Consider the following 22453-nt stretch of genomic DNA (forward strand, 5'->3'; position numbering starts at 1 on the left):
AGCCTGACCGCCCACGAGGCGGCCGCCGGCCGCCGCACCTGGCGGCCCGGCGCGAACGCGCCGGCCGGCGGCGACGCGGCCGACTCGACCTACGAGCGCTCCAAGCTGAACCCGGTCCTGACCTTCGACAATTTCGTGACGGGTAAGGCCAACCAGCTGGCGCGTGCCGCGGCCATCCAGGTGGCCGACAACCCGGGCGTGTCCTACAACCCGCTGTTCCTGTACGGCGGCGTGGGCCTGGGCAAGACCCACCTGATCCACGCGATCGGCAACCAGCTGCTGCTCGACAAGGCCGGCGCGCGGATCCGCTACATCCACGCCGAGCAATACGTGTCGGACGTGGTGAAGGCCTACCAGCGCAAGGCCTTCGACGATTTCAAGCGTTACTACCACTCGCTGGACCTGCTGCTGATCGACGACATCCAGTTCTTCTCGGGCAAGTCGCGCACGCAGGAAGAGTTCTTCTACGCGTTCGAGGCGCTGGTCGCCAACAAGGCGCAGGTGATCATCACTAGCGATACCTACCCGAAGGAAATCTCGGGCATCGACGACCGCCTGATCTCGCGCTTCGACTCCGGCCTGACGGTGGCGATCGAGCCGCCCGAGCTGGAAATGCGCGTGGCGATCCTGATGCGCAAGGCGCAATCGGAAGGCGTGAACCTGTCCGAGGACGTGGCCTTCTTCGTGGCCAAGCACCTGCGCTCGAACGTGCGCGAGCTGGAAGGCGCGCTGCGCAAGATCCTCGCGTATTCGAAGTTCCATGGCCGCGAGATCACCATCGAGCTGACCAAGGAAGCGCTGAAGGACCTGCTGACGGTGCAGAACCGGCAGATCTCGGTCGAGAACATCCAGAAGACCGTCGCCGACTTCTACAACATCAAGGTCGCCGACATGTACTCGAAGAAGCGGCCCGCCAATATCGCGCGGCCGCGCCAGATCGCCATGTACCTGGCCAAGGAATTGACGCAGAAGAGCCTGCCCGAGATCGGCGAGCTGTTCGGCGGGCGCGACCACACCACCGTGCTGCACGCGGTGCGCAAGATCGCCGACGAACGCAGCAAGGATGCCCAGCTGAACCACGAGTTGCACGTGCTGGAACAGACGCTGAAGGGTTGAATATGGCGCGCATCGCGAATCCCGGCGGGACTCGCACGCGCGCGCGATGAATACGCCGATCCGGGTGAATTTAAAAGGGGCGGTTCTGTTTTGAGGCACAATACAGGTTTGTGATCGCCCGGGCGGCGGGTAGACAGCGGCCCGCCGGGCGGGCTTGCGTGGCTTGCAGGCCGTTAATTCAACGAAGGAACTCTATGCAACTGGTCAAGACCGAACGAGACACCCTCCTCAGGCCGCTGCAAACCGTAAGCGGTATCGTCGAACGCCGCCATACGCTGCCGATCCTCGCGAACCTGCTGATCACGAAGACGGGTTCCGACGTATCGTTCCTGTCGACCGACCTCGAGCTGCAGATCACCACGCGCGCCGATTTCGGCGTGGGCGGCGAACAGGTCGCGACCACGGTGGCTGCCCGCAAGCTGCTGGACATCCTGCGCGCGATGCCTGACGGGCAAGTGACGCTGTCGCTGGCCGACAAGCGCCTGACCGTGCAATCGGGCAAGAGCCGCTTCGCCCTGCAGACGCTGGCCGCCGACGAGTTCCCGACGGTCGCGCAATCGAAGGATTTCGGCGCGAGCCTGGCGGTGCCGCAGAAGGCCTTCCGCCAGTTGCTCGGCATGGTGTACTTCGCGATGGCGCAGCAGGACATCCGCTACTACCTGAACGGCATGCTGCTGGTGGTGGACGGCGACCAGCTGATGGCCGTGGCCACCGACGGCCACCGCCTGGCCTACTCCTCGATGAAGATCGAGGGCGGCGCCTTCCCGCGCCAGGAAGTGATCGTGCCGCGCAAGACGATTCTCGAGCTGCAACGCCTGCTCGAGGACATCGACGACACCGTCAAGATCGACATCGCACAGACGCAGGCCAAGTTCACCTTCGGCCAGGTCGAGCTGGTGTCGAAGCTGGTGGAGGGCAAGTTCCCCGACTTCCAGCGCGTGATCCCGAAGGCGCACAAGAACACCTTCACGATCGGCCGCGAGGAACTGCAGCGTTCGCTGCAGCGCGCCGCGATCCTGACCTCCGACAAGTTCAAGGGCGTGCGCTGCATCATCGCGCCGGGCCAGTTGAAGATCATGTCGACCAATGCCGACCAGGAAGAGGCGCAGGAAGAACTCGAGATCGCCTACCAGGGCGACACGGTGGACATCGGCTTCAACGTCACCTACCTGCTCGACGTGCTCGCGAACCTCAAGGTGGACAACATCGAGGTGAGCCTGGGCGACGCCAGCTCGAGCGCGCTGATCACCGTTCCCGAGAACGACGAATTCAAGTACGTGGTGATGCCGATGCGCATCTGAGGCATTCGACACACCGGACACACCAAGGGGCGCCACGCCCCTTTGGCGTTTTTATGGCACAGACGGGCTCGCACCCGGCCAGCCGATTCGCGACTGTTTTCCCTCCCATTTCGTACCCCGAAGCGGCGAGCCAGCACCGTGAAACGACCATTCGACGAGCCCCGTTTGCCCGCAGGCAGGACCCGGCCGCAGCACTTCAGGCGGCCAGCAGAACCGGAAGACATCCATGACTGAACAGCACAACTCGCAACCCGACAACAGCAGCTATGGCGCCTCGTCGATCCAGATCCTCGAAGGTCTGGAAGCGGTCCGCAAGCGTCCCGGGATGTACATCGGCGACACATCGGATGGAACTGGTCTGCACCACCTCGTATTCGAAGTGCTGGACAACTCGATCGACGAGGCCCTGGCGGGTTACTGCAACGACATCCACGTCACGATCCACGCCGACAACTCCATCTCCATCACCGACAACGGCCGGGGCATCCCGACCGACGTGAAGATGGACGACAAGCACGAGCCCAAGCGCAGCGCCGCCGAAATCGTGATGACCGAGCTGCACGCCGGCGGCAAGTTCGACCAGAACAGCTACAAGGTGTCGGGCGGCCTGCACGGCGTGGGCGTGTCCTGCGTGAACGCGCTGTCGAGCTGGCTGCGCCTGGTGGTGAAGCGCAACGGCAAGAAGCACTTCATGGAGTTCCATCGCGGCGTGGCGCAGGACCGCGTGCTGGAAACGCGCGACGGCGTGGAAGTCTCGCCGATGGCGATCACCGGCGACACCGAGAACCGCGGCACCGAAGTGCACTTCATGGCCGATCCGACCATCTTCGGCACGGTCGAGTATCACTACGACATCCTGGCCAAGCGGATTCGCGAACTGTCGTTCCTGAATAACGGCGTGCGGATCCGCCTGACCGACCAGCGCTCGGGCAAGGAAGACGATTTCGCCTTCGTGGGCGGCGTGAAGGGCTTCGTCGAGTACATCAACAAGACCAAGACCGTGCTGCACCCGACGATCTTCCACATCATCGGCGAGAAGGATGGCGTGGGCGTGGAAGTGGCCATGCAGTGGAACGACAGCTACAACGAGAACGTGCTGTGTTTCACCAACAATATTCCGCAGCGGGACGGCGGCACCCACCTTACCGGCTTGCGCGCGGCGATGACGCGCGTGATCAACAAGTACATTGTCGACAACGAGATCGCCAAGAAGGCCAAGGTGGAAACCTCGGGCGACGATATGCGCGAAGGGCTTTCCTGCGTGTTGTCGGTGAAGGTGCCGGAACCGAAGTTCAGCTCGCAGACCAAGGACAAGCTGGTGTCGTCGGAAGTGCGCGCGCCGGTCGAGGAAGTGGTGGCGAAGGCGCTGGAGGAGTTCCTGCTCGAGACGCCGAACGACGCGAAGATCATCTGCAGCAAGATCGTCGAGGCGGCCCGGGCGCGCGATGCGGCCCGCAAGGCGCGCGAGATGACGCGACGCAAGGGCGTGCTGGATGGCGTCGGCCTGCCGGGCAAGCTGGCGGACTGCCAGGAGAAGGATCCGGCCAAGTGCGAGATCTACATCGTCGAGGGTGACTCGGCAGGCGGGTCGGCCAAGCAGGGCCGGGATCGGAAGTTCCAGGCGATCCTGCCGCTGCGCGGCAAGGTGCTGAACGTCGAGAAGGCGCGATATGACAAGCTGCTGTCGTCGGAGCAGATCGTCACGCTGGTGACGGCGCTGGGTTGCGGGATCGGCAAGGAGGATTACAACCTCGAGAAGCTGCGCTATCACCGCATCATCATCATGACCGACGCGGACGTGGATGGCGCGCATATCCGGACGCTGCTGCTCACGTTCCTCTATCGCCAGATGCCGGACATGATCGAGCGCGGGTATGTGTATATCGCGCAGCCGCCGCTGTTCAAGATCAAGGCCGGGAAGGACGAGCGGTATCTGAAGGACGAGAGCGAGCTGAACGCGCATATGCTGCGGCTGGCGCTGCAGGGCTCGGAGCTGCAGCCGGGTAGCGGCGCGGATGCGATCTCGGGTGAGGCGCTCGGGGCGCTGGCACGGTCGTATTTGCTGTCGCGGGCGGTGGTGGGGCGCTTGGGGCGCCTGTATGACCCGGCGGCGCTCGAGGCCGTGATGGATGGCGTGGCGATTGATCTGGCCGGCGAGGACGCGGCGCTGAAGTCGGCAAGCGCGCTGCAGGCGGCGATGCTGGAAAGCGACGCGATGAAGAATGAAGTGCGCGTGATCCCGACTTATGACGAGATTCGCGAGCATTGGTCGCTGCGGATCGAGCGGCCGCATCACGGGAATGTACGGGTTTCGGTGATCGATGAGGAGTTTTTGCTCACCGCCGATTACAAGCAGCTGGTTAGCACCGCTGACACGTTCAAGGATTTGATCGGGGAAGGGGCGCTTATCAAGCGTGGCGAGCGCTCGCAGGCGGTGAAGGACTTCAAGGGGGCGATGCAGTGGCTGATGGCCGATGCGGAGCGCAATGTCTCGAAGCAGCGGTATAAGGGGCTGGGGGAAATGAACCCCGAGCAGCTTTGGGAGACGACCATGGATCCGAATGTGCGGCGCTTGTTGCGTGTGCAGATCGAGGACGCGATTGCCGCGGATGGGATCTTTACGACGCTGATGGGGGATGAGGTGGAGCCGCGTCGGGCTTTCATTGAGTCGAATGCGTTGAGGGCGGGGAATATTGATGTTTGAGGGGTGATCCTAGTGCAGGGTGCTAGATCATGCGCGGCTAGTGCGATGGTCTAAGATCGCTGAATTGGGTTGTGGAAGCCAGCTATCCTGGCCGCGAATACTCTGACATTGCGTTCGCAATGCGAAGGTCGGGAGTTTGATCCTCCTCCTCTCCACCAACTTATTCTGTAAAAACAACGCACTACGTCCGGCGATGTAGTGCGTTGTTTTGCTTTCGAATGCGAAGTTCTGCACACCAAGTGTGGGGAATTTGTGGCATGAGCGATACAAGGCCGTTGCAGCATGCCTTGTCGTGCAACGGTATGCGATATCATCGGCAGCAATGCACTGAGGACCGACCTTCTAGAAGGGCGTCGACAAAGAGCTTCGTGGACAAAAGCTAAGGGAATTGGGGGCTTTGGCAAGTCCTTCCGATCCGCATACCCGGAGCCATGCAGGTCTTGTTCAGTAACCGTTGTGAGATAAGCGACATCTCGTGGTGGTAAGAAAGGATGCTGAGAAGCAATCGCCCAAGCGCGTTGCCACCGGTCAGGATGAGGCCGGCCTAAAAGGCGCAACGTAATTGGGAGAGCAGGCGAACGAGGGGGAAACCCCGCCTATTCGTGTTCATGCTAGTCGGTCCAACAAGCCCTACAGTCCTTTTCAGGCACTCTCCGGCGGATCGATGGGATACGGGTACGGCGTCGCGTACTCATCCGAGCCCGTTTGGTCATTGACCGCCGGGATCGGAAAGGTGCGCCCATGAAAACCCTGATCTCTGTAGAAGAGCTGTCAGCCTATATCCGTAAGACCGTATCAAGCATCCGTAGCGACGCGACACGGAATCCTCAATCTCTACCCCCCATCTGCCGTCTTCCCGGTACCAAGCGCTTGCTTTGGCGGGTTGAAGACGTCGAGCGCTGGCTCGAAGAGCACGTCGAATCTCACTTCATCGTTGAAGATGTTCGCCCTCCGCAAGCTCGGAAGCGCGGTCGGCCAACAAAAGCCGAACAAGTTGCGCAAGCAACCAAATCATTCTCTGGTGGCGTTCGACACCAGCGATCGACTACCTCGACGGCAAAGGCATCCGATGAAGCCTGACGCGTCCGTCACTACTCTTGATTCTGGTGGTGGTGGTGAGTCGATGCTGGTCCGCCGCCTCAAGGAAATTGCTGCGCGCCATTCGCGGGGGGAAATGGATGAGCGCCGCCCGGCCATGGAGTCAGCTTGGCCGACAACGCGACAACTTCCTTTGTGGCCCGAGTCCAGTCGAGGAACACCCAATCTGTGGCTGAGGGGAGCATTGTTTGCGGCAATTCATGGCAAGGATCGGCGCGCATTTCAGCGAGTGTTGCTGGCGACCATCAGCGGGGTTGAGATCCGCTTTTCCGGTTGGCAGCTTGTGCAGTCAGATCTTGATGTCTGGGAGGCGGTAGTCCATCTTGCTCGTGTGCAAGGGTTGGGACATTCCGTCGAATTCTCTGCGTACCAGATACTCAAGACCCTCTCGCGACCAACTGGACAAAGCGAGCGAGAGTGGCTACGCGACTCATTCACAAGACTTGCCGGCGCAGTGGTCGAACTGAAGGCGGGTGATGTTGTCTTCTTTGGTGCCCTGCTCAAGGGCACAAGGAACGAGGTATCGGGGCGATATGTCGTTCAGCTCGATCTAGCCTTGGCGTCGATCTATGAGTCCGGCTGGACGCGTTTTCACTGGGATGAACGACAAAAATTGCGTCGCAAGCCATTAGCGCTCTGGCTGCACGGTTGGTACAGCACCCATGCGCAGCCATACTCGATGCAAATGGAGACGATTCGTCGACTCAGCGGAAGCAGCAACACGCATAGCGGAAGCTTTCGCCGGCAACTGGGGAAAGCGCTCGATGAGCTTGTTACAGTTGGAAGCATCTTTGCCTGGTCCTATGAAGGCTGTCTTGTGAAAGTTCAGCGGCGTCCGTCGGCAAGCCAGGCGAGATATCTTGCCAAAAAGGCGGGTGGAACAATGGCGCGGCGCAGGATAGAAGAAAACCGCTAGGGGGATACAGTGCACGAATTGACGGGATACGGTGCACTCCGTGCTTGGCGTGAACCAGCCGAAACCCGCAGCGGGAGAGGCTCGGGCGTGTCGTGCCGTAACAGCTAATCTAATTTAATAATATTTAACTGATGGGTGTGATCCGAGTCGATGCTTTTAAGACCCTGCTCTGGGCTATCGCTACCGCGTCTTGCACAAATGCTAGGTCAGCGCTGCGACTCGAATTTTCTCGAGAAATTGATCTCGGCGGCAAGTGAATCTTGAAAAAATATTGTTGATTTTCTTGGGTAAATTGAATTTTACGCCCAATAAATTAGGAAAATCTTTGTAAATTCGGTTTTTTGTTCTTGTTGAATCTTGCGGTCTCTTGATTTTTTTGTGATGATTTTTCGGGCAAGACAGGTGAAGTTAGCTAACCGGCAAGCCGGTCATCTAACTTCACTCCCCCTTATTCGCGCTACGCACTCAACGGGAGTCTTGCTCTGCGAGGCCAAGTCGGCTACCGCCCACGAACCCAGCGGCTCACGCCGCGATTTGATTGGACGCCAATGGAAAAGAAGCAAGGCGTGACCCGTAAGAACGGGCGGCATCTGCGAGTGCCGGTGTTGGCGGAGGAAGAGGCCGCTATCAAAGAGAAGGCAGAGCAGGCCGGCCTGTCGGTCGCTGCCTATCTGCGCAATGTCGGCATGGGGTACACGATCCAGGGTGTTATCGACGCCCGGCTCGTGAGGGAACTAGCAAAGATCAATAGCGATCAAGGGCGGCTCGGTGGACTCTTGAAGCTGTGGCTAACGAACAGTGAAAAGCTAGGGGGGCAGGATCCCGATCAGATGCGTCGAATCATAGGAGGCGTTCTCGATCGAATCATTGCTTTGCAGAGCGAGTTGCTAAACCTCGCGAGACAAGGAAAAATTTAGCGGCTAAATTTCGAGCGGAGGAGCGGCTACGAGTCGACGTGCAGAGAGCGCGCGTGCTAACGAGGGCCCTCTGTCTATTTTATGATCCGGATCCGTTTTTTTTGCAGCTCTTCACGAATGCAACCATAGCATTGCTCAGTATGTTTGCCTCTTCCGGATCAGGAAAGTTGTCACCACAAGAGTCACAATAGAGCCCTGATACAGATGGAAAGACGATCGTTTCGCCTTGATAGGTGAATGGAATGTCTCGCGTGTCATGCACCAGACCGGTAGCTCCGCACTGTGGGCAATTCATAGTTGCTCCTATGTGTTGTGATTCATCGATGTCTCACTGTTACGTTCCGAGAATGAAAACCAGACTGTCAGTCGTCATTCCAGCATCTGCCATCGCGATTGCGATCTTCGCGCGGGCCGTTAATTCAAGCGGCTTCATGTTATCGACATAGAGACCGTGAGCGACCCTGTCCATGCCGGCACCAGCCAATCGAGCAGTGGTTCGCAGCGTCGGCGGAAGCACCGCTGAGCGACCTGCGGGGAGACCCGTGCAGCCGCACATGAACTGTGCGGCTGCCGCGTTCTGTAATGCGAAGCTATTTCGTCAGCCCATGTGCGGAGGAGGGAAGTTGTCCGCATCCACGCTTTTGCCTTCTTTCTGGATCTCATCGCGAATCCAGTCATACACGTCCCGGCCGCCGGTCGCGGGCTGATGCAATCGCGGATCTGGGTCGAAGGCCGTCTTGATTAATGGGTAACCCTGCAAGCGGGTCCGCGCAGCTTGCTCGAGCTTAGCCAGATCCTCCTGGGTCCGCGGAAGGTCCACCTTGTTCAGGCAGATCAGAATCGGCTTCCCGAACGATTTGATCTTCTCAAGAATTTTTGTGTCGGTTCCCGAGATCCCGCGATTGATGTCGACGACCATCACAAAAACATCCGTGTGGTGCAGATAGTCATCCGTGTATTTGTCAACTGACTTGCGGTAGTCATTGAACCCCGGGTAGTTGACGATAGCGGCGTTACCGCGTTTGTTCAAGGGGTAGCTAATGGCCGTTTCGGTCGAGCCGGCGATGGGGTCAATCTCGCTGTCAAGCCCGAAAACAGCCTTCATCAACGAGTCTTTGCCTGCAGAACCATCCCCAACGACTCCAATGGCAATCCTGTTCAGAAGGATCGTCCGAAGCAGGGCGACATGAATGACGGCGGGGACGGTTTTCCGAAATGCGGGGCCTGCCAGATCGACGATCAGCCAGAGTCCCGTGGCGATCCAGCCGATCGGGCCTAGGAGCGCGCCGACGGTGCGAGTGATGGCTGCATTGGTGGCGAAGCTCAGGCCGGCTCCGAGCAGGGCCCTCGACACCATGTTCGCGACGATGACCGTGATCTGATAGATGTAGAACCCGCCAAACTCCCGAATCAGATTTTGGATGACGGCCGCCCCAATTGCTCCAAGGGGGATGTCTCGTTCATTCATGCCCATGGAGCGAAAGACGGCCCGCTTTTCTTCGTCGGTCATCCGTTCAAGGGCATCCTCAAACATCTTGAGCAAGATCTGCTCTTCGTTTTTCTCGACGCTGTTGTTTTTCTCGACCTTGGCCTTGAGTTTTTCGCCGACGTCCAGAACGGTCTCTTCGTATGCAACGCCTTCGCCTCCCCGGAACATGGTGGCGATATCGTTGCTCCCCATCTTCCGCAGGTAACTGGCGATTTCGGTTGCGGCAGTCCGCTCTCCGCCTGCGCCGAAATTGAGCACGGTTTCGTCCATGCCGAGATATTTGATCAACGGACGAACGTCATCCTTATTCGCGAGGCTGCGGTGGATGACGTCAACGAGTTCGAGTTTTTTCTTCATCGGTGTTCTCCTGGGAGATTCGTGGTGCCGAAGCCAAGCTCCGGCCCATTTCCATTTACGCGATCTGGACGACGACGTGGTCAGAGTCGTCCGGACGATCCATGACAAGCCTCGTGTGGGCGGCGCAGTATCCGGCGAAGCCCCCCACGACTGCGCCGATCAAGGCACCGGGAAGCTGGCCAACATAAAAGCCCACCATTGCGCCGACGATGACCCCATGCGCGGTGAATTCAATGATCCGTTCGCCGGACGGGGAAACGATCTTGATGGCGATGCCGCGTTCCTTTGCGATGCTGTGAAGGCGCGTCAGAACTTCGTCGAGCAACTCCTTGGACACCTTGAATTTGCCCTTTGCCATCACGCGGATGGCACCAAGTAGTTTTGCGATGTCGCGTACATCTTCGATGTTGAACTGCATGATCTTCTCTCCTTTGGATCTCCACACATCCATTTGCGTGGGTGACTTCCTATAGCGGGAGCCGTGCCAGGCCGGCGCCGGAATTCATGAATTTCGCAATGCGTTGAAAACAAATGAATTTTTATTTTGACGTCTGAGTGAGGTCGAAGTGTAGATGGAAAATGTGTCATGATATGAAATCACAAAATATAATTTATTTCACATGGATATCTTGTACGTCCTGCTGGACGGGAAAGCGGCGAAACCGGTGGACGGAATGACCCCCGTGATGTTCGTCGCCTACGGCTCGGCCGAGGTTGATGGTCCCGAGTCCGTGCCGTGGCCGGCCGAAAGCACCCACTCAGCCTCCCCGATTTCCTATCTGGTCAACCGGGCTCGGTGGAATGCGTGGAGCGTCGCGGCGAAGCACGTCCTGCGACGGCATGGCGCAGAGTCCTCGTGGGAGCAGTGGCTGGATGCGGGCCCGCAATGGTTCGCGCAGCTCGACCCCGGGCAATTCGATCGGCCCAACGCTGCCACTCACGGAGATCAAGGTGATGCTCTAATTGCCCGGGAGTTGAAGCACGTAGCCCGACAAATTGTCGAGCGAAAAACGGCGTTCGTATTTCCCGCAAAGTGGCCTGACAACCTAGCTAAGGCTGCAACTGAGCTAGTCAGGTTGATGATCAGGGAGCTGTGTGCGTATCTTCGCGAGGCGCCCGTTGAGCCGGAATTGCCGTGGACATTCTTGTCGATGAATACCGACTCCGGTGGCCGGGACCCACTTGGTGAATTCATCCGTGCGCTGCACAGCGAGATGCTGACAGACACGAGCGGAGTGGATGTGGTCGCATGGAGCCAGAAGGGCGGTGCGATCCTTTTGTCAGGACCCACGGGCTCCGGGAAATCTTACGCCGCCCGGCTGCTGGCAGCTGACACGAAATACAGGTCCCGTCTGGTGGAGGTCAACCTGGCCGCCGTTGTCGACGAGCAACTGGAGAGCCGGATGCGGGGATACAAGGCGGGAACATTCACGGGTGGTCTTAAGGAGGGACGTGCAGGCTGGTTTGAAGAAGCGGATGGGGGAGTTCTGTTCCTCGACGAGTTTCAGTCTGTCTCCCTAGCTTCCCAGGTACAGTTGCTCGACTTGCTGAACGCAGTTTCCAATGACATTCAGATCGCACGCACCGGCGCAGACCATGAACGGAGCCGCTTTAACGTCAAGGTGATCCTGGCAATCAACGAGGACATCGATACCCTGTTGCGCGAGAAACGCCTGCGGAAAGATATTTACTACCGGATTCGCCTTGTCGAAGCGTTCCCCTCACTGAAAGAGCGCCTTAATCGTGACATGGGACACCGCTATCTGCGAGGCCTGCTGGCGAGCTACCGGTGGAAGAGCCTGCGCACCATTGAGCAACTGTGTCGCCTTGAAGGCGGATGGCGCGACATGGTGCCGACGTTCTTTCCGGTGTTCTCACTGGATGCTCTATTCGAACTGGCGAGTCAGGAATGGGAAGGGAATTTTCGGGAGCTGGAGCGGGTGGCGTTCGACCTGTTCTACGGGTGCGATTACCAGCAGCTGTCGACTCGCATCGACAGGGCGCGCGTGGAGAATGTCGTGAACTCCTCGCATGTCCCAGGAAACCCAGCAGGGAATGCCGCTGATGGCATGACCGAGGTGGAGCGGCGAAAGCTTAATGACATACAGCAGGCTCTACGTGAGTCAAGATTTGTAATCGCGACTGCGTTGAAGAACCAACCGTACTTTCGATCCCGTCCGCCCTTGAAGAGGTATCTCCGTGACCACGTCGAGAAGCTGGCCGCAGATATCCGTGGCGATTCCCGCATGACTCGATTTTTGGGGTTGCTAGAACATCGCACCTGACTATCTTCGAGTCCTGTAGATTCCCGTATGTGCACATATAGATGTCGCGAAAACGGTGGTTTTCTTGACACGTGAAAATTTCCACGTCAGGGCTATCGCAACCCTGATTATCCCGTTAACATTCCCGTCAATTTTTCAACGTCCCGGTTGTGTCAATGAATCAACGGATCGGCTACGCGCGGGTTTCCACGGAGGACCAGCATTTAGACCTACAGCGTGATGCGCTTCAGCAGGCTGGTTGTCGTGTCATCTATGAGGAGGCGGCGAGTGGCAAGAGCGCTGCGCGCCAGGAGCTGGAGCAATGCCGGAAGGCGCTGCGTAGCGGCGATACGCTGGTGGTGTGGCGGCTGGATCGGCTTGGACGTAGCTTGCCTGACCTTGTGCAGATCGTGGCCGAGCTGGAACGCTCGGGGATTGGTTTCGAGAGCTTAAACGAGAAAATCGAAACGAACAGCGCGACGGGCAAGTTGGTTTTCCACGTCTTCGCGGCCCTTGCGGAGTTTGAACGCAGCCTGATCCGTGAGCGTACCCACGCCGGACTTGCCGCCGCGCGTGCCAGAGGCCGCTCAGGTGGCCGTAAACCCAAGCTGGGGGAGAAGCAGGTGCGCGAGATCAAGGCGCTCCTGCGCGACCCGGACATTCAGGTTGCCGACGTGGCACGACGTTACGGTGTATCCCGCACCACGCTTTACAAGCATGTTGGTGTGATTGCCCCTCGTGGTCGAGGCGACTGACCGTGTATTCCGCCTACCACGCCAAGTATTACGCCCATGAGTTGACGCGGCGACACGCTGCCGATGGCGTAGATCGCCTCTCCCAATCACTGTTCGATGCCAGCGTCGATCTGAACCCGCATCAGATCGAGGCGGCGCTGTTCGCCCTTCGGAACCCATTGCAGGAAGGCGTACTGCTGGCTGACGAGGTGGGGCTGGGCAAGACCATCGAAGCCGCGCTGGTGGTTTGCCAGTACTGGGCTGAGCGCCGCCGTCGGCTCCTGGTCATCTGCCCGGCGAGCCTGCGCAAGCAATGGGCACAGGAGCTGCACGACAAGTTCGCCGTGCCCACAACCGTGGTGGATGCCGTTTCTCTGCGTAAGCAATCCGCTGGCGGTATGCTCGCCACCCTGCAAGGGCTGATTGGCGAGGCGGTCGTGATCATGTCCTACCAGTTCGCCGCCAAGCTCGAGGCCGAGCTGCGCGCCGTGCCGTGGGATGTGGTCGTCATCGACGAAGCGCATAAGCTGCGCAACGCCCACCGCGCCAGCAACCGCACCGGGCAGGCGCTCAAGCGCGCGCTGGATGGACGCAAGAAGCTTTTGCTCACGGCCACGCCACTCCAGAACTCGCTGATGGAGCTATACGGCCTCTCCACGCTGATCGACGAGCACATGTTTGGCGACGAAACCGCCTTCCGCAAACAGTTCATGAACAGCGGCACCGGCATGGACGAGCTGCGCGAGCGCATCGGCAGCTTTGCCAAGCGCACCTTGCGCCGCGATGTGCTGGAGTACATCAAGTACACCGAACGCAAGGCTCTCACCCAGCCCTTCAACCCGACCGACGACGAACAGGCGCTCTACGAACGCATCTCGGCCTTCCTGCAAAAGGAAGATTCCTATGCCCTGCCCAAGCAGCAGCGCCACCTCACCGCGCTGATCCTGCGCAAGTTGCTTGCCTCCAGTTCGCACGCAGTGGCGGCGACACTGGTGACCATCCGCGAACGGCTGCAAGCTCTGTTGGCGACGGGCGAGCCCCAGGATGACGCCAGCGAACTGATCGAGCAACTCATTGCCGAGGACGACCTGGAGCAGGACTATCTGGAAGAGGAAGCCAGCGAGGACGAGGACGCGACCCGCGATGCCGAGCCATCACCGGCGGACGACATCAAGCCGGGATCAGGCAAGAACGCCAACGCCATCCGCGCCGCCATCACTGTCGAGATCGCGGAGCTGACCGCCTTCATCGACGCCGCGCAGGCGCTGCAAACCGACACCAAAGCGCAGGCGCTACTCAAGGCGCTCACACTGGGCTTCGGCAAGATGGCCGAGTTGCGCGCGCCGCGCAAGGCCATCATCTTCACCGAATCCAAACGCACGCAGGAGTACCTGCACCGCTTCCTCTCAGCCAACGGTCACGCGGGCAAGCTGGTGTTGTTCAGCGGTACCAACAACCATGAAGACTCCACAGCCATCTACCAACGCTGGCTGGAGGAGTTCAAGGGCACGGACCGCGTCACTGGCTCGCCGCAGGTGGATCGCCGCACCGCAATCATCGACCACTTCCGCAAGGACGACGGCAGCGGCGCGGAAATCATGATCGCCACCGAAGCGGCCGCCGAAGGTGTCAATCTTCAGTTCTGCGCGCTCATCATCAACTACGACCTGCCGTGGAACCCGCAGCGCGTCGAGCAACGCATCGGCCGCTGCCACCGCTACGGCCAGCGTTTCGACGTGGTGGTCATCAACTTCCTCAACACCCGCAATCAGGCCGACCAGCGCGTACTGGAACTGCTCACCGAGAAGTTCAACCTGTTCTCCGGCGTGTTCGGCGCAAGCGACGAAGTGCTGGGCCGCATCGAAGGCGGCCTCGACTTCGAGAAGCGCATTCTCCAGATCTACGACACCTGCCGCCAGCCCGAGCAGATCGAGGCCGCCTTCAACAAGCTGCAGGCCGAACTGGAAGAAGCCATCTCCGACCGCATCAAGGAGACCCAGACCCAGTTGCTGGAGAACTTCGACGAGGACGTTCACGACCGACTCAAGCTGCGGCTGGACGAGGCCGAGGCCCGTCTCGACAAGCTGGGCCGCTGGTTCTGGGGCGTCACTCGTTACGCCCTGAGCGAACGCGCGCGCTTCGACGAGCAGTCTTATGCTTTCTCGCTGAGCAGTCCGCCGGATGGCGTTGCACCGGGTCGCTACCAGCTCATCCGGGGTGCGGCGCAGTCGGACATGCTGGCCCACGCTTACCGCCTCAGCCATCCGCTGGGCGAATGGAGTATCGACACCAGCCTTGCCGCGCCCACGCCCACCGCCACCGTAAAGCTGGACTACGCCAAGCACGGTGCGCGCATTTCCGTGGTCGAAAAGCTGCGCGGCAAATCCGGTTGGCTCACGCTCGCGCGGCTGGAAGTCAGCGCCTTCGAGACGACCGAAGCTTTGCTGTTCTCCGGTCTCTCCGACGACGGCGAACCGCTAGATCAGGAAACCTGTGAAAAGCTCATGAGCATCCCGTCGGAAGGCAAGCCTGCGGCGCTTCACGCCGCAGCGCCGGATGCCCTGACCGCCAACAGCCAGCGTGCGGTGGCCGCCACCATCGCGCAGGTGCTGGACGCCAACCAGCGCCTGTTTAACGAAGAACGCGACAAGCTGGAGCGTTGGGCCGACGACAAGCTGTTGGCTGCCGAGGAAGCCCTGAAGAACACCAAGGCGCGCATCGCTCAGTTGAAGCGCGATGCGCGCAAGGCCGCCACCTTGCAGGAGCAGGAGGGCATTCAGCGCGAGCAGTCGGAACTGGAGCGCAAGCAGCGCCGCCTGCGGCAGGAGATCTTCACCGTCGAGGACGAAATCATCGCCAAGCGCGACGAACTGATTGCCTCGCTCCAGCAGCGGCTGCAAGAAAAAACATCTAGCGAAACCTTGTTTAGCATCCGCTGGCAGATCGCCTGAAGCACATCAATCAGAAATCTGAACCATCGAGATCAGGGCAACTATGACCAACAAACACAACCCCAAATTTCAGGAGCTCGTCGGCAAGCTGCGCGAGATTTTCCAGATCGACCGCCCGGAACTCGACTTCGGCATCTACCGCATCCTCAACGCCCGCGCGGGCGAGATCAACGGCTATCTGGAGAACCGGCTGGCCGAAACGGTGCAGGCCGCGCTGTCCGCAGGCAGCGTCGAAAGCAGCAAGCAACTTCAGGCTGATCTGGAAAAAGCCATCCAGCAGGCGCAAGACGTGGGTATCAACCCCGATGACGCGCCCAAGGTCAAAGACCTGCGCGCGAAGCTGAAGGACGCCGCCGCAGGTGGCAGCGAACATGAGAACGCAGTGTTCTCGCACCTTCTGGCCTTCTTCTCCCGCTACTACAAGGACGGCGACTTCATCAGTCAGCGCCGCTACAAGGGCGACACCTACGCCATCCCCTACGCGGGCGAGGAGGTGATGCTGCACTGGGCCAACAAGGATCAGTACTACACCAAGAGCGGCGAGAACTTCGCCAACTACAGCTTCAAGCTCGAAGACGGTCGCACGGTGCACTTCCGCCTCGCCGCCGCCGACACCGCCAAAGACAACCGCAAGGACAACGACAAGGAACGTCGATTTGCCCTTGTAGCGGCCAAGACCGTTACCCGCGGGGATGAAAACGGCGACGAGGTCGAAGAAGAACTGGTGCCAGTGGAGGAAGCTTTGGGCAGTGACGGCAATAAGGAGCTGATCATCCGCTTCGAGTACGCCGCCCAGCCCAAAGGCACCAAGCAGGAGGCGCTGGTCACCAAGGCCGTAGAGGCCGTGCTGGCGGACGCAGCCGTCAAGGCCCGGTGGCTGGCCCTGGGCAACCGCGCGCCCACCGAGAAGAGCCCGCAGCGCACCCTGCTTGAAAAGCACCTGAGCGACTACACCACCAAGAACACGGCGGACTACTTCATCCACAAGGATCTGGGTGGTTTCCTCCGGCGCGAGCTGGACTTCTACATCAAGAACGAGGTCATGCATCTGGATGATGTGCAGAACGCGGGCGCGTTCGCGGACATCGAAAAGAACCTGCGCATGATCCAGTGCCTGCGCAGCATCGCGCAGGAACTGATCGCTTTCCTGGCGCAAATGGAGGACTTTCAGAGGAAGCTTTGGCTGAAGAAGAAGTTCGTGGTGTCCAGCCACTACTGCATCACGCTGGATCGGGTGCCGGAAGCGCTGTGGCCGGAAGTGGTAGCGAACGAACAGCAGTGGGCGCGTTGGAAACAGCTGGGCCTTTGGGATGGCGATGCGCCGGGAACGGTGGACGATTTGAAGGCTGCGCTGTATCGGATGGTGGATACAAGTCTGTTTCCCAAGGAATTCAAGTTCTCGCTGCTTTTGGAGCTGGCGGATTTAGATTCGGTGACAAATGGCGTGCTTCTGAATGCAGATAATTTTCAAGCAATGCGACTTGTGGAAGAGCGCTATAGAGATCAAATTGATTGCGTTTACATAGACCCGCCATACAACACCGGCGATGATGGATTCATCTACAAAGATCGCTACATGTCTTCGAGCTGGCTCAGCATGCTTGAGAGCCGTGTCTTACAGGGGAGAACTCTGTCAAAAGAATCTTCTTATTTCATTGCCAGCATTGACGACTGCGAAGTGAGTGCGATGTTCTTTGCGCTCGATAGCATATTTGGAAAGAAAAACAGATTGGCTAGCCTTGTTTGGGATAGGAATAGGAAGAACGACGCCAAATACTTCTCTGTTGGTCACGAGTATATGTTGGTTTACGCAGCAAACAAGGAGCTGCTTCAGCACAAAGAAACCAGGCTGCGCGAGCTAAAGTCCGGTGTGCTGGAAGCTGAAAAAGCATTTGCAAGAATTATTCGGAAAACGGGCAGTGACTTGGTCGCGGCCAAGGCTGCCTGGGATGCTTACGTTGCTTCAATAAAGGACCCCGAAACAAAGGCTGTCCTTTCGAAGTTTCAGAAATTCTCAGCTCGCGGACCATATAGGGATGACGGGAATATCAACTGGCCGGGAGGCGGGGGGCCGCGATATGAGGTGCTGCATCCCGAAACAGGAGAGCCTGTTAAGCTGCCCAAGAGCGGATGGAGATACGCGGACCCGAAGACTTTCTGGGAGAAGTACGAGAGCGGCTACATCGCGTTTGGCGCTGATGAAGCCAAGGTTCCTGGCGTTGTGTATTACTTGTTTGAATCAATGCATCAAGTCATGGGTAGTGTGTTTTGGAGCTACGCCCAAACTACGAACTCAGACTTTGAAGGGCTGATGGGTGCAAGGCTGTTTGACAATCCTAAAGAGCCAAAAGATATCGCTCGATTAATTAGCTATGTGGGCCACGATTCTGCCGTTGTTCTCGATTATTTTGCTGGTTCCGGAACAACCGGTCAGGCTGTCATTGATTTAAATAGGTTCGATCAGGGGCGTCGGAAATACATCCTCATTGAACAAGGTGCTTACTTTGATTCAGTGCTGAATCCGCGACTGAACAAGGTCGTGTTCTCCTCCATATGGAAAGACGGAAGGCCGTCGGCTGTCGAAACAGGTGTTTCTCACTGCTTCAGGGTCCTCAAGCTCGAAAGCTACGAAGACGCCCTGAACAATCTGCAGCTGAGCCGCACCGCCGCGCAGGGCGATCTGCTGAACACTCTACCGCAGCAGGCCAAGGACGACTACCTGCTCAACTACCTACTGGACGTGGAAAGCCGTGGCTCGCTGCTGTCGGTGGAAGACTTCAAGAAGCCCTTCGACTACACCCTCAACGTGGCGGTGGATTCGGCGGGCGCGTTCGCGCCGCGCAAGATCGATCTGGTCGAGACCTTCAATTTCCTGATCGGCCTGCGGGTAAAGCACATCGACGCCCAGCCGGAGCGCGGCTTTGTCACCGTCACCGGCACGCTGCCGAGTCATGGAGCGAGTCCGGGTGAAACCTGCCTCGTGCTCTGGCGCGACTGTGATGTGCTGGACTACGAAGGCGTCAGCAAGCTCTGCGACAAGCTGGCCATCAACCCGGCGGACAACGAGTTTGACGTGGTCTACATCAACGGTGACCACAACATTCCCACCGTGCTGACGCAGACGGCCGAGGAAGGCGGTGCCACCCGTGTGCTCAAGTTGCGCCAGATCGAGCCGGAGTTTCTGGAGCGCATGTTCTCCGTGGAGGACATCTGATGGCACGGCCACGCAAGACCCCGGTCGCCGGTTCCAGTCGCGGCGGCAAGAAGCGCAGCTTCCATCAAGAATTGGTGCTCAACCGCTGGGTACTGGGCTTCTTTCAGGGTGGCACGCTGGCGGCAATCAAGATGCGCTTGGGCGATGACCGCTTCGAGGGCATCGACGAGGACGGCCAGACCAAGTTCTTCCACGAACTGACCCGAGGCTTGTTCAACCCCAACAAGGTGCCGGAGGCCGACCTGCGGCGCTACGACCTGAACGTCGTCGCGCACTGGCAGGCCATCACCGCCCAGCGCAACAAGCTGGAAGGCCACGAACTGCTGATGAAGTACTTCCAGTACCTCTCGCTGCTGTTTACCGAGCTGTATCTGGACTGGTATTTCAACCATCGCCAAGATCTGCTCTACGGCCTGAACGAGGAAATGGCGCGCTACCGAGCCGAGATCGGCGCGGAACCGTTCTGTGACTTCGAGGCGGACGACCTGAACAAAATCGCATTCTGGAGCGCCACTGGTAGCGGCAAGACGCTGCTGCTGCACGTCAACATTCGCCAGTACCTGCACTACTTTCAGGCAGGCCGGGGCAACCATTACCCGAGCAAGATCATCCTGCTTACGCCTAACGAAGGGCTGTCGCGCCAGCACTTGGAGGAGTTGCACCTGTCCGGCTTCGGCTTCTCGCAGTTCTTCAACAAGACACAGACCCCGGCGCGCGGCACCATCGAGATCATCGACATCAACAAGCTGGGTGACGAGATGGGCGACAAGACGGTCGCCGTGGATGCCTTCGAGGGCAACAACCTCGTACTGGTGGACGAAGGCCACCGTGGCACGGGCACGGCGGCAGGCGCGTGGATGGCGCGGCGGGATGCTCTGGTGCGCGGTGGTTTTGCCTTCGAGTACTCGGCCACCTTCGGGCAGGCGGTAGCAAAGGGCATGACCGTGGCGGCGGCGGAAGAAGACATTCAGAAAAAGCGCGCCAAGATGCTGTTCGAGACCACCAGCCTGAAGAAACTCGACGATGAGCAGATGGCGCAACTTGCGCTGACCGCCGAGGACAGGCGACGTGCGCGCATCACTGCTACGCGCGAGATTTACGCCAAGTGCATCCTGTTCGATTACTCGTACAAGTTCTTCTACGACGACGGCTACGGCAAGGAGTCGTTGATCCTCAACATGAATGGCGAGGCCTACGAGCAGGCAGATAACGCGCGCAAGTATTTCACCGCCTGCCTGCTGGCCTACTACCAGCAGCTCTGGCTGTGGAGTACGCACCGCTTGGCGGTTGCCGACTTCAACATCGAAAAGCCGCTGTGGGTGTTCGTAGGTAATACGGTGTCAGGCGAGGAGTCGGACATTCTGGAAGTGGTGAACTTCCTCGCCGATTTCCTGAACAGCGAAACGCAGATCAAGAGCTGGCTGACCGACCTGATTGCGGACAAGGCGCAGATTTTGGACGCTAAGGGCAACAACATTTTCAGCGGGCGCTTCACGCCCCTGATGGGCTTCGGCGGTCATGTGAATGAGCTGTACGCCGACATCCTGCTGCGCGTGTTCAATGCCTCGGCTCGTCAGCGCTTGAAACTGGTCAACATCAGGAGCAGCAAAGGTGAGCTGGCGTTGCGCGTGGGTGATGCAGAGCCCTTCGGTCTCATCAACATCGGCGACGATGCGAGCTTTTTCGGGATGGCGCAGGACGTGCAGGCCTTCGACAGCGAACGCGACGACTTCGGCGGTGCGCTGTTCGGCACACTGAACAACAAGGACAGCCGCCTCAACGTGCTGATCGGCTCACGCAAATTCACGGAGGGCTGGAGCAGTTGGCGCGTGTCCACGATGGGTCTGCTGAACATGGGTCAGGGTGAAGGCTCGCAGATCATCCAGTTGTTCGGACGCGGGGTGCGCCTGAAGGGCAAGGGCTTCTCGCTCAAGCGCACCTTGCCGCAGGACCGGCCCAAGGGCGTGCATCTGGACAAGCTGGAGTCGCTGAACATCTTCGGCGTGCGCGCCAGCTACATGGCCGCGTTCAAAGACTACCTGCGCGAGGAAGGCATCACGCCCAGCGATGAAGTGCTGGAGCTGGACTTTCCGACACGGGCCAACCTGCCCAAGGGCAAGCTCAAGACCCTGGCGCTGAAGGATGGTTACAAGGACAACCAGAAACTCGGGTTCAAGCGCACGCACTTCCCGTGGCTGTATGAGATACCCGCGCAGTTCCAGGGCAAGATCAAGTCACCCCATGTGGTGCTCGACCTGTACCCGCGCGTCGAAGCGCTATCCAGCAAGGACAAGGGCACAACCCCCGCGACGGAAGCCCGCAACAAGGGCAAGCTGAATCAGGCGCTGTATCCGGCTTTCAATTGGGATCGCGTCTATCTGGCCTTGCAGGACTACAAGCTGCAGCGTAGCTGGAGCAATCTTCGGCTGGAACGGCAGAAGCTGATCGACTTCTGCGCGGGTGCGCAGGATTGGTACACGCTGTTCATTCCGGCGGCGGAGCTGAACGTGACGACCTTCGCCAACATCCGCAAGCAGGAAGACATCCTGCTGCGACTGCTGACGGACTACACCGACCGCTTCTACAAGGCCTTGAAAACGGGCTACGAAGGCCAGTTCTACGACATCGCCCACATCGATGAAGATCACGGGTCGATGCTCAAGCTCTACCAGTTCGAGATCGAGAACAGCGACGACGGTCTGGAGTATCAGTCGAAGCTGGAAGTGCTGAAGAAGCTGGTGGAGGACGGCAATATCGGCGAGGCCAGCAAATGGAACGCGCCGCACATGGTGGCCATCAGCTTCGATCGGCATTTGTACTACCCGCTGCTGGCGTTGGAGAACAAGGATGCAGTGCCGCTGAAGCTGCGTCCGCTGGCTTTTGACTCGCCGAGCGAATGGGAGTTCGTCCGCGATCTGGAGGCGTTCTACAACTCTGGCGAAGGTAAGGAAGCGATTGGCCCACGCAGTCTGTACCTGTTGCGCAATGCGGATCGGGAAGATAAGGGCTTGGGCTTCGCGTTGGCGGGCAACTTCTATCCGGACTTCCTGCTGTGGCTGGTGGACGACGCAAGCGGCAAGCAGTGGCTGACCTTCGTCGATCCGAAGGGGCTGCGCAATATCGACCTGTCGCACCCCAAGCTGGGTCTGTACAAGGAAGTGAAGACCCTGGAAACAACGCTGGCGGCGCAGGCCAAGACGGGCGAAGCGCCGCTGGTCTTGAATGCCTTCGTCCTCTCGCCGACGAAGTTCGCCGATCTGCTCAACGTGGGCGGTCCTACTAAGAAGGAAGAGTTGGAGAGCCGCCATGTCTTGTTCATGGAAGAGGGCGGAAGCGGCTATCTGAAAAAGCTATTTAGTGCTCTCTGCTGAGTATGAGGCAGCGTCCAACAT

At 59.1% G+C, this 22453-nt stretch carries 14 protein-coding genes; 11 read left to right on the forward strand and 3 right to left on the reverse strand.

What is annotated here, in order from left to right:
- The 6 genes from dnaA to traJ form a co-directional block, all read left to right on the forward strand.
- Positions 1-1116 (forward strand): chromosomal replication initiator protein DnaA (gene dnaA / locus F3J10_RS17185; RefSeq protein ID WP_167242570.1); only part of this gene is annotated, 1116 nt, incomplete at its 5' end.
- Positions 1117-1310: 194 nt separating this feature from the next.
- Positions 1311-2417, forward strand: a complete 1107-nt coding sequence (dnaN, locus tag F3J10_RS17190) for a DNA polymerase III subunit beta (RefSeq protein WP_013696089.1) — start codon at positions 1311-1313, stop codon at positions 2415-2417.
- Positions 2418-2643: 226 nt separating this feature from the next.
- The gene (gene gyrB / locus F3J10_RS17195; protein ID WP_167242571.1) at positions 2644-5121 is read left to right on the forward strand and encodes a DNA topoisomerase (ATP-hydrolyzing) subunit B; all 2478 of its coding nucleotides are present in this window, start codon (positions 2644-2646) and stop codon (positions 5119-5121) included.
- A 741-nt stretch (positions 5122-5862) separates the two neighbouring features.
- Positions 5863-6201 (forward strand): DNA-binding protein, encoded by a 339-nt coding sequence (locus F3J10_RS35985; protein ID WP_205200322.1) that lies wholly within the window; start codon positions 5863-5865, stop codon positions 6199-6201.
- Complete coding sequence (gene trfA, locus F3J10_RS17205) at positions 6191-7135, forward strand: plasmid replication initiator TrfA (RefSeq protein ID WP_167242572.1); 945 nt, start codon at positions 6191-6193, stop codon at positions 7133-7135. The genes F3J10_RS35985 and trfA overlap by 11 nt, the downstream gene beginning before the upstream one ends.
- 548 nt (positions 7136-7683) lie before the next feature.
- Entirely contained in the window at positions 7684-8052 is a 369-nt protein-coding gene (traJ, locus tag F3J10_RS17210) for a conjugal transfer transcriptional regulator TraJ (protein ID WP_167242573.1), read from the forward strand.
- Positions 8053-8131: 79 nt separating this feature from the next.
- Here traJ and F3J10_RS17215 read toward each other — a convergent pair whose 3' ends face one another.
- The 3 genes from F3J10_RS17215 to F3J10_RS17225 all read right to left on the reverse strand — a co-directional run bounded on the left by F3J10_RS17215 (position 8132) and on the right by F3J10_RS17225 (position 10316).
- Positions 8132-8347: a type II toxin-antitoxin system MqsA family antitoxin gene (locus F3J10_RS17215; protein ID WP_167242574.1), complete on the reverse strand. Its 216-nt coding sequence runs from the start codon at positions 8345-8347 to the stop codon at positions 8132-8134.
- Positions 8348-8650: 303 nt separating this feature from the next.
- Positions 8651-9898 carry a GTPase gene (locus tag F3J10_RS17220; RefSeq protein ID WP_167242575.1) on the reverse strand — a complete coding sequence of 416 codons (1248 nt, stop codon included), beginning with the start codon at positions 9896-9898 and terminating at the stop codon, positions 8651-8653.
- A 55-nt stretch (positions 9899-9953) separates the two neighbouring features.
- Positions 9954-10316, reverse strand: a complete 363-nt coding sequence (locus tag F3J10_RS17225) for a glycine zipper domain-containing protein (protein WP_167242576.1) — start codon at positions 10314-10316, stop codon at positions 9954-9956.
- 211 nt (positions 10317-10527) lie between these two features.
- Here F3J10_RS17225 and F3J10_RS17230 point away from each other — a divergent pair, with 211 nt between their 5' ends.
- From F3J10_RS17230 to F3J10_RS17250, 5 genes are all read left to right on the forward strand, one after another.
- Positions 10528-12183, forward strand: a complete 1656-nt coding sequence (locus F3J10_RS17230) for a sigma 54-interacting transcriptional regulator (protein ID WP_167242577.1) — start codon at positions 10528-10530, stop codon at positions 12181-12183.
- Between the two features lie 155 nt (positions 12184-12338).
- The gene (locus F3J10_RS17235) at positions 12339-12917 is read left to right on the forward strand and encodes a recombinase family protein (RefSeq protein WP_167242578.1); all 579 of its coding nucleotides are present in this window, start codon (positions 12339-12341) and stop codon (positions 12915-12917) included.
- A 2-nt stretch (positions 12918-12919) separates the two neighbouring features.
- Complete coding sequence (locus F3J10_RS17240; RefSeq protein WP_167242579.1) at positions 12920-15847, forward strand: SNF2-related protein; 2928 nt, start codon at positions 12920-12922, stop codon at positions 15845-15847.
- Between the two features lie 43 nt (positions 15848-15890).
- Positions 15891-19061 carry a site-specific DNA-methyltransferase gene (locus F3J10_RS17245; protein WP_167242580.1) on the forward strand — a complete coding sequence of 1057 codons (3171 nt, stop codon included), beginning with the start codon at positions 15891-15893 and terminating at the stop codon, positions 19059-19061.
- Positions 19061-22432 (forward strand): DEAD/DEAH box helicase family protein, encoded by a 3372-nt coding sequence (locus F3J10_RS17250; protein WP_167242581.1) that lies wholly within the window; start codon positions 19061-19063, stop codon positions 22430-22432. Before F3J10_RS17245 ends, F3J10_RS17250 begins: the two co-directional genes overlap by 1 nt.
- The last annotated feature ends 21 nt before the right edge of the window (positions 22433-22453 follow it).

The sequence above is a fragment of the Burkholderia sp. Cy-637 genome (assembly GCF_011753175.1).
GTDB lineage: Bacteria > Pseudomonadota > Gammaproteobacteria > Burkholderiales > Burkholderiaceae > Burkholderia > Burkholderia gladioli.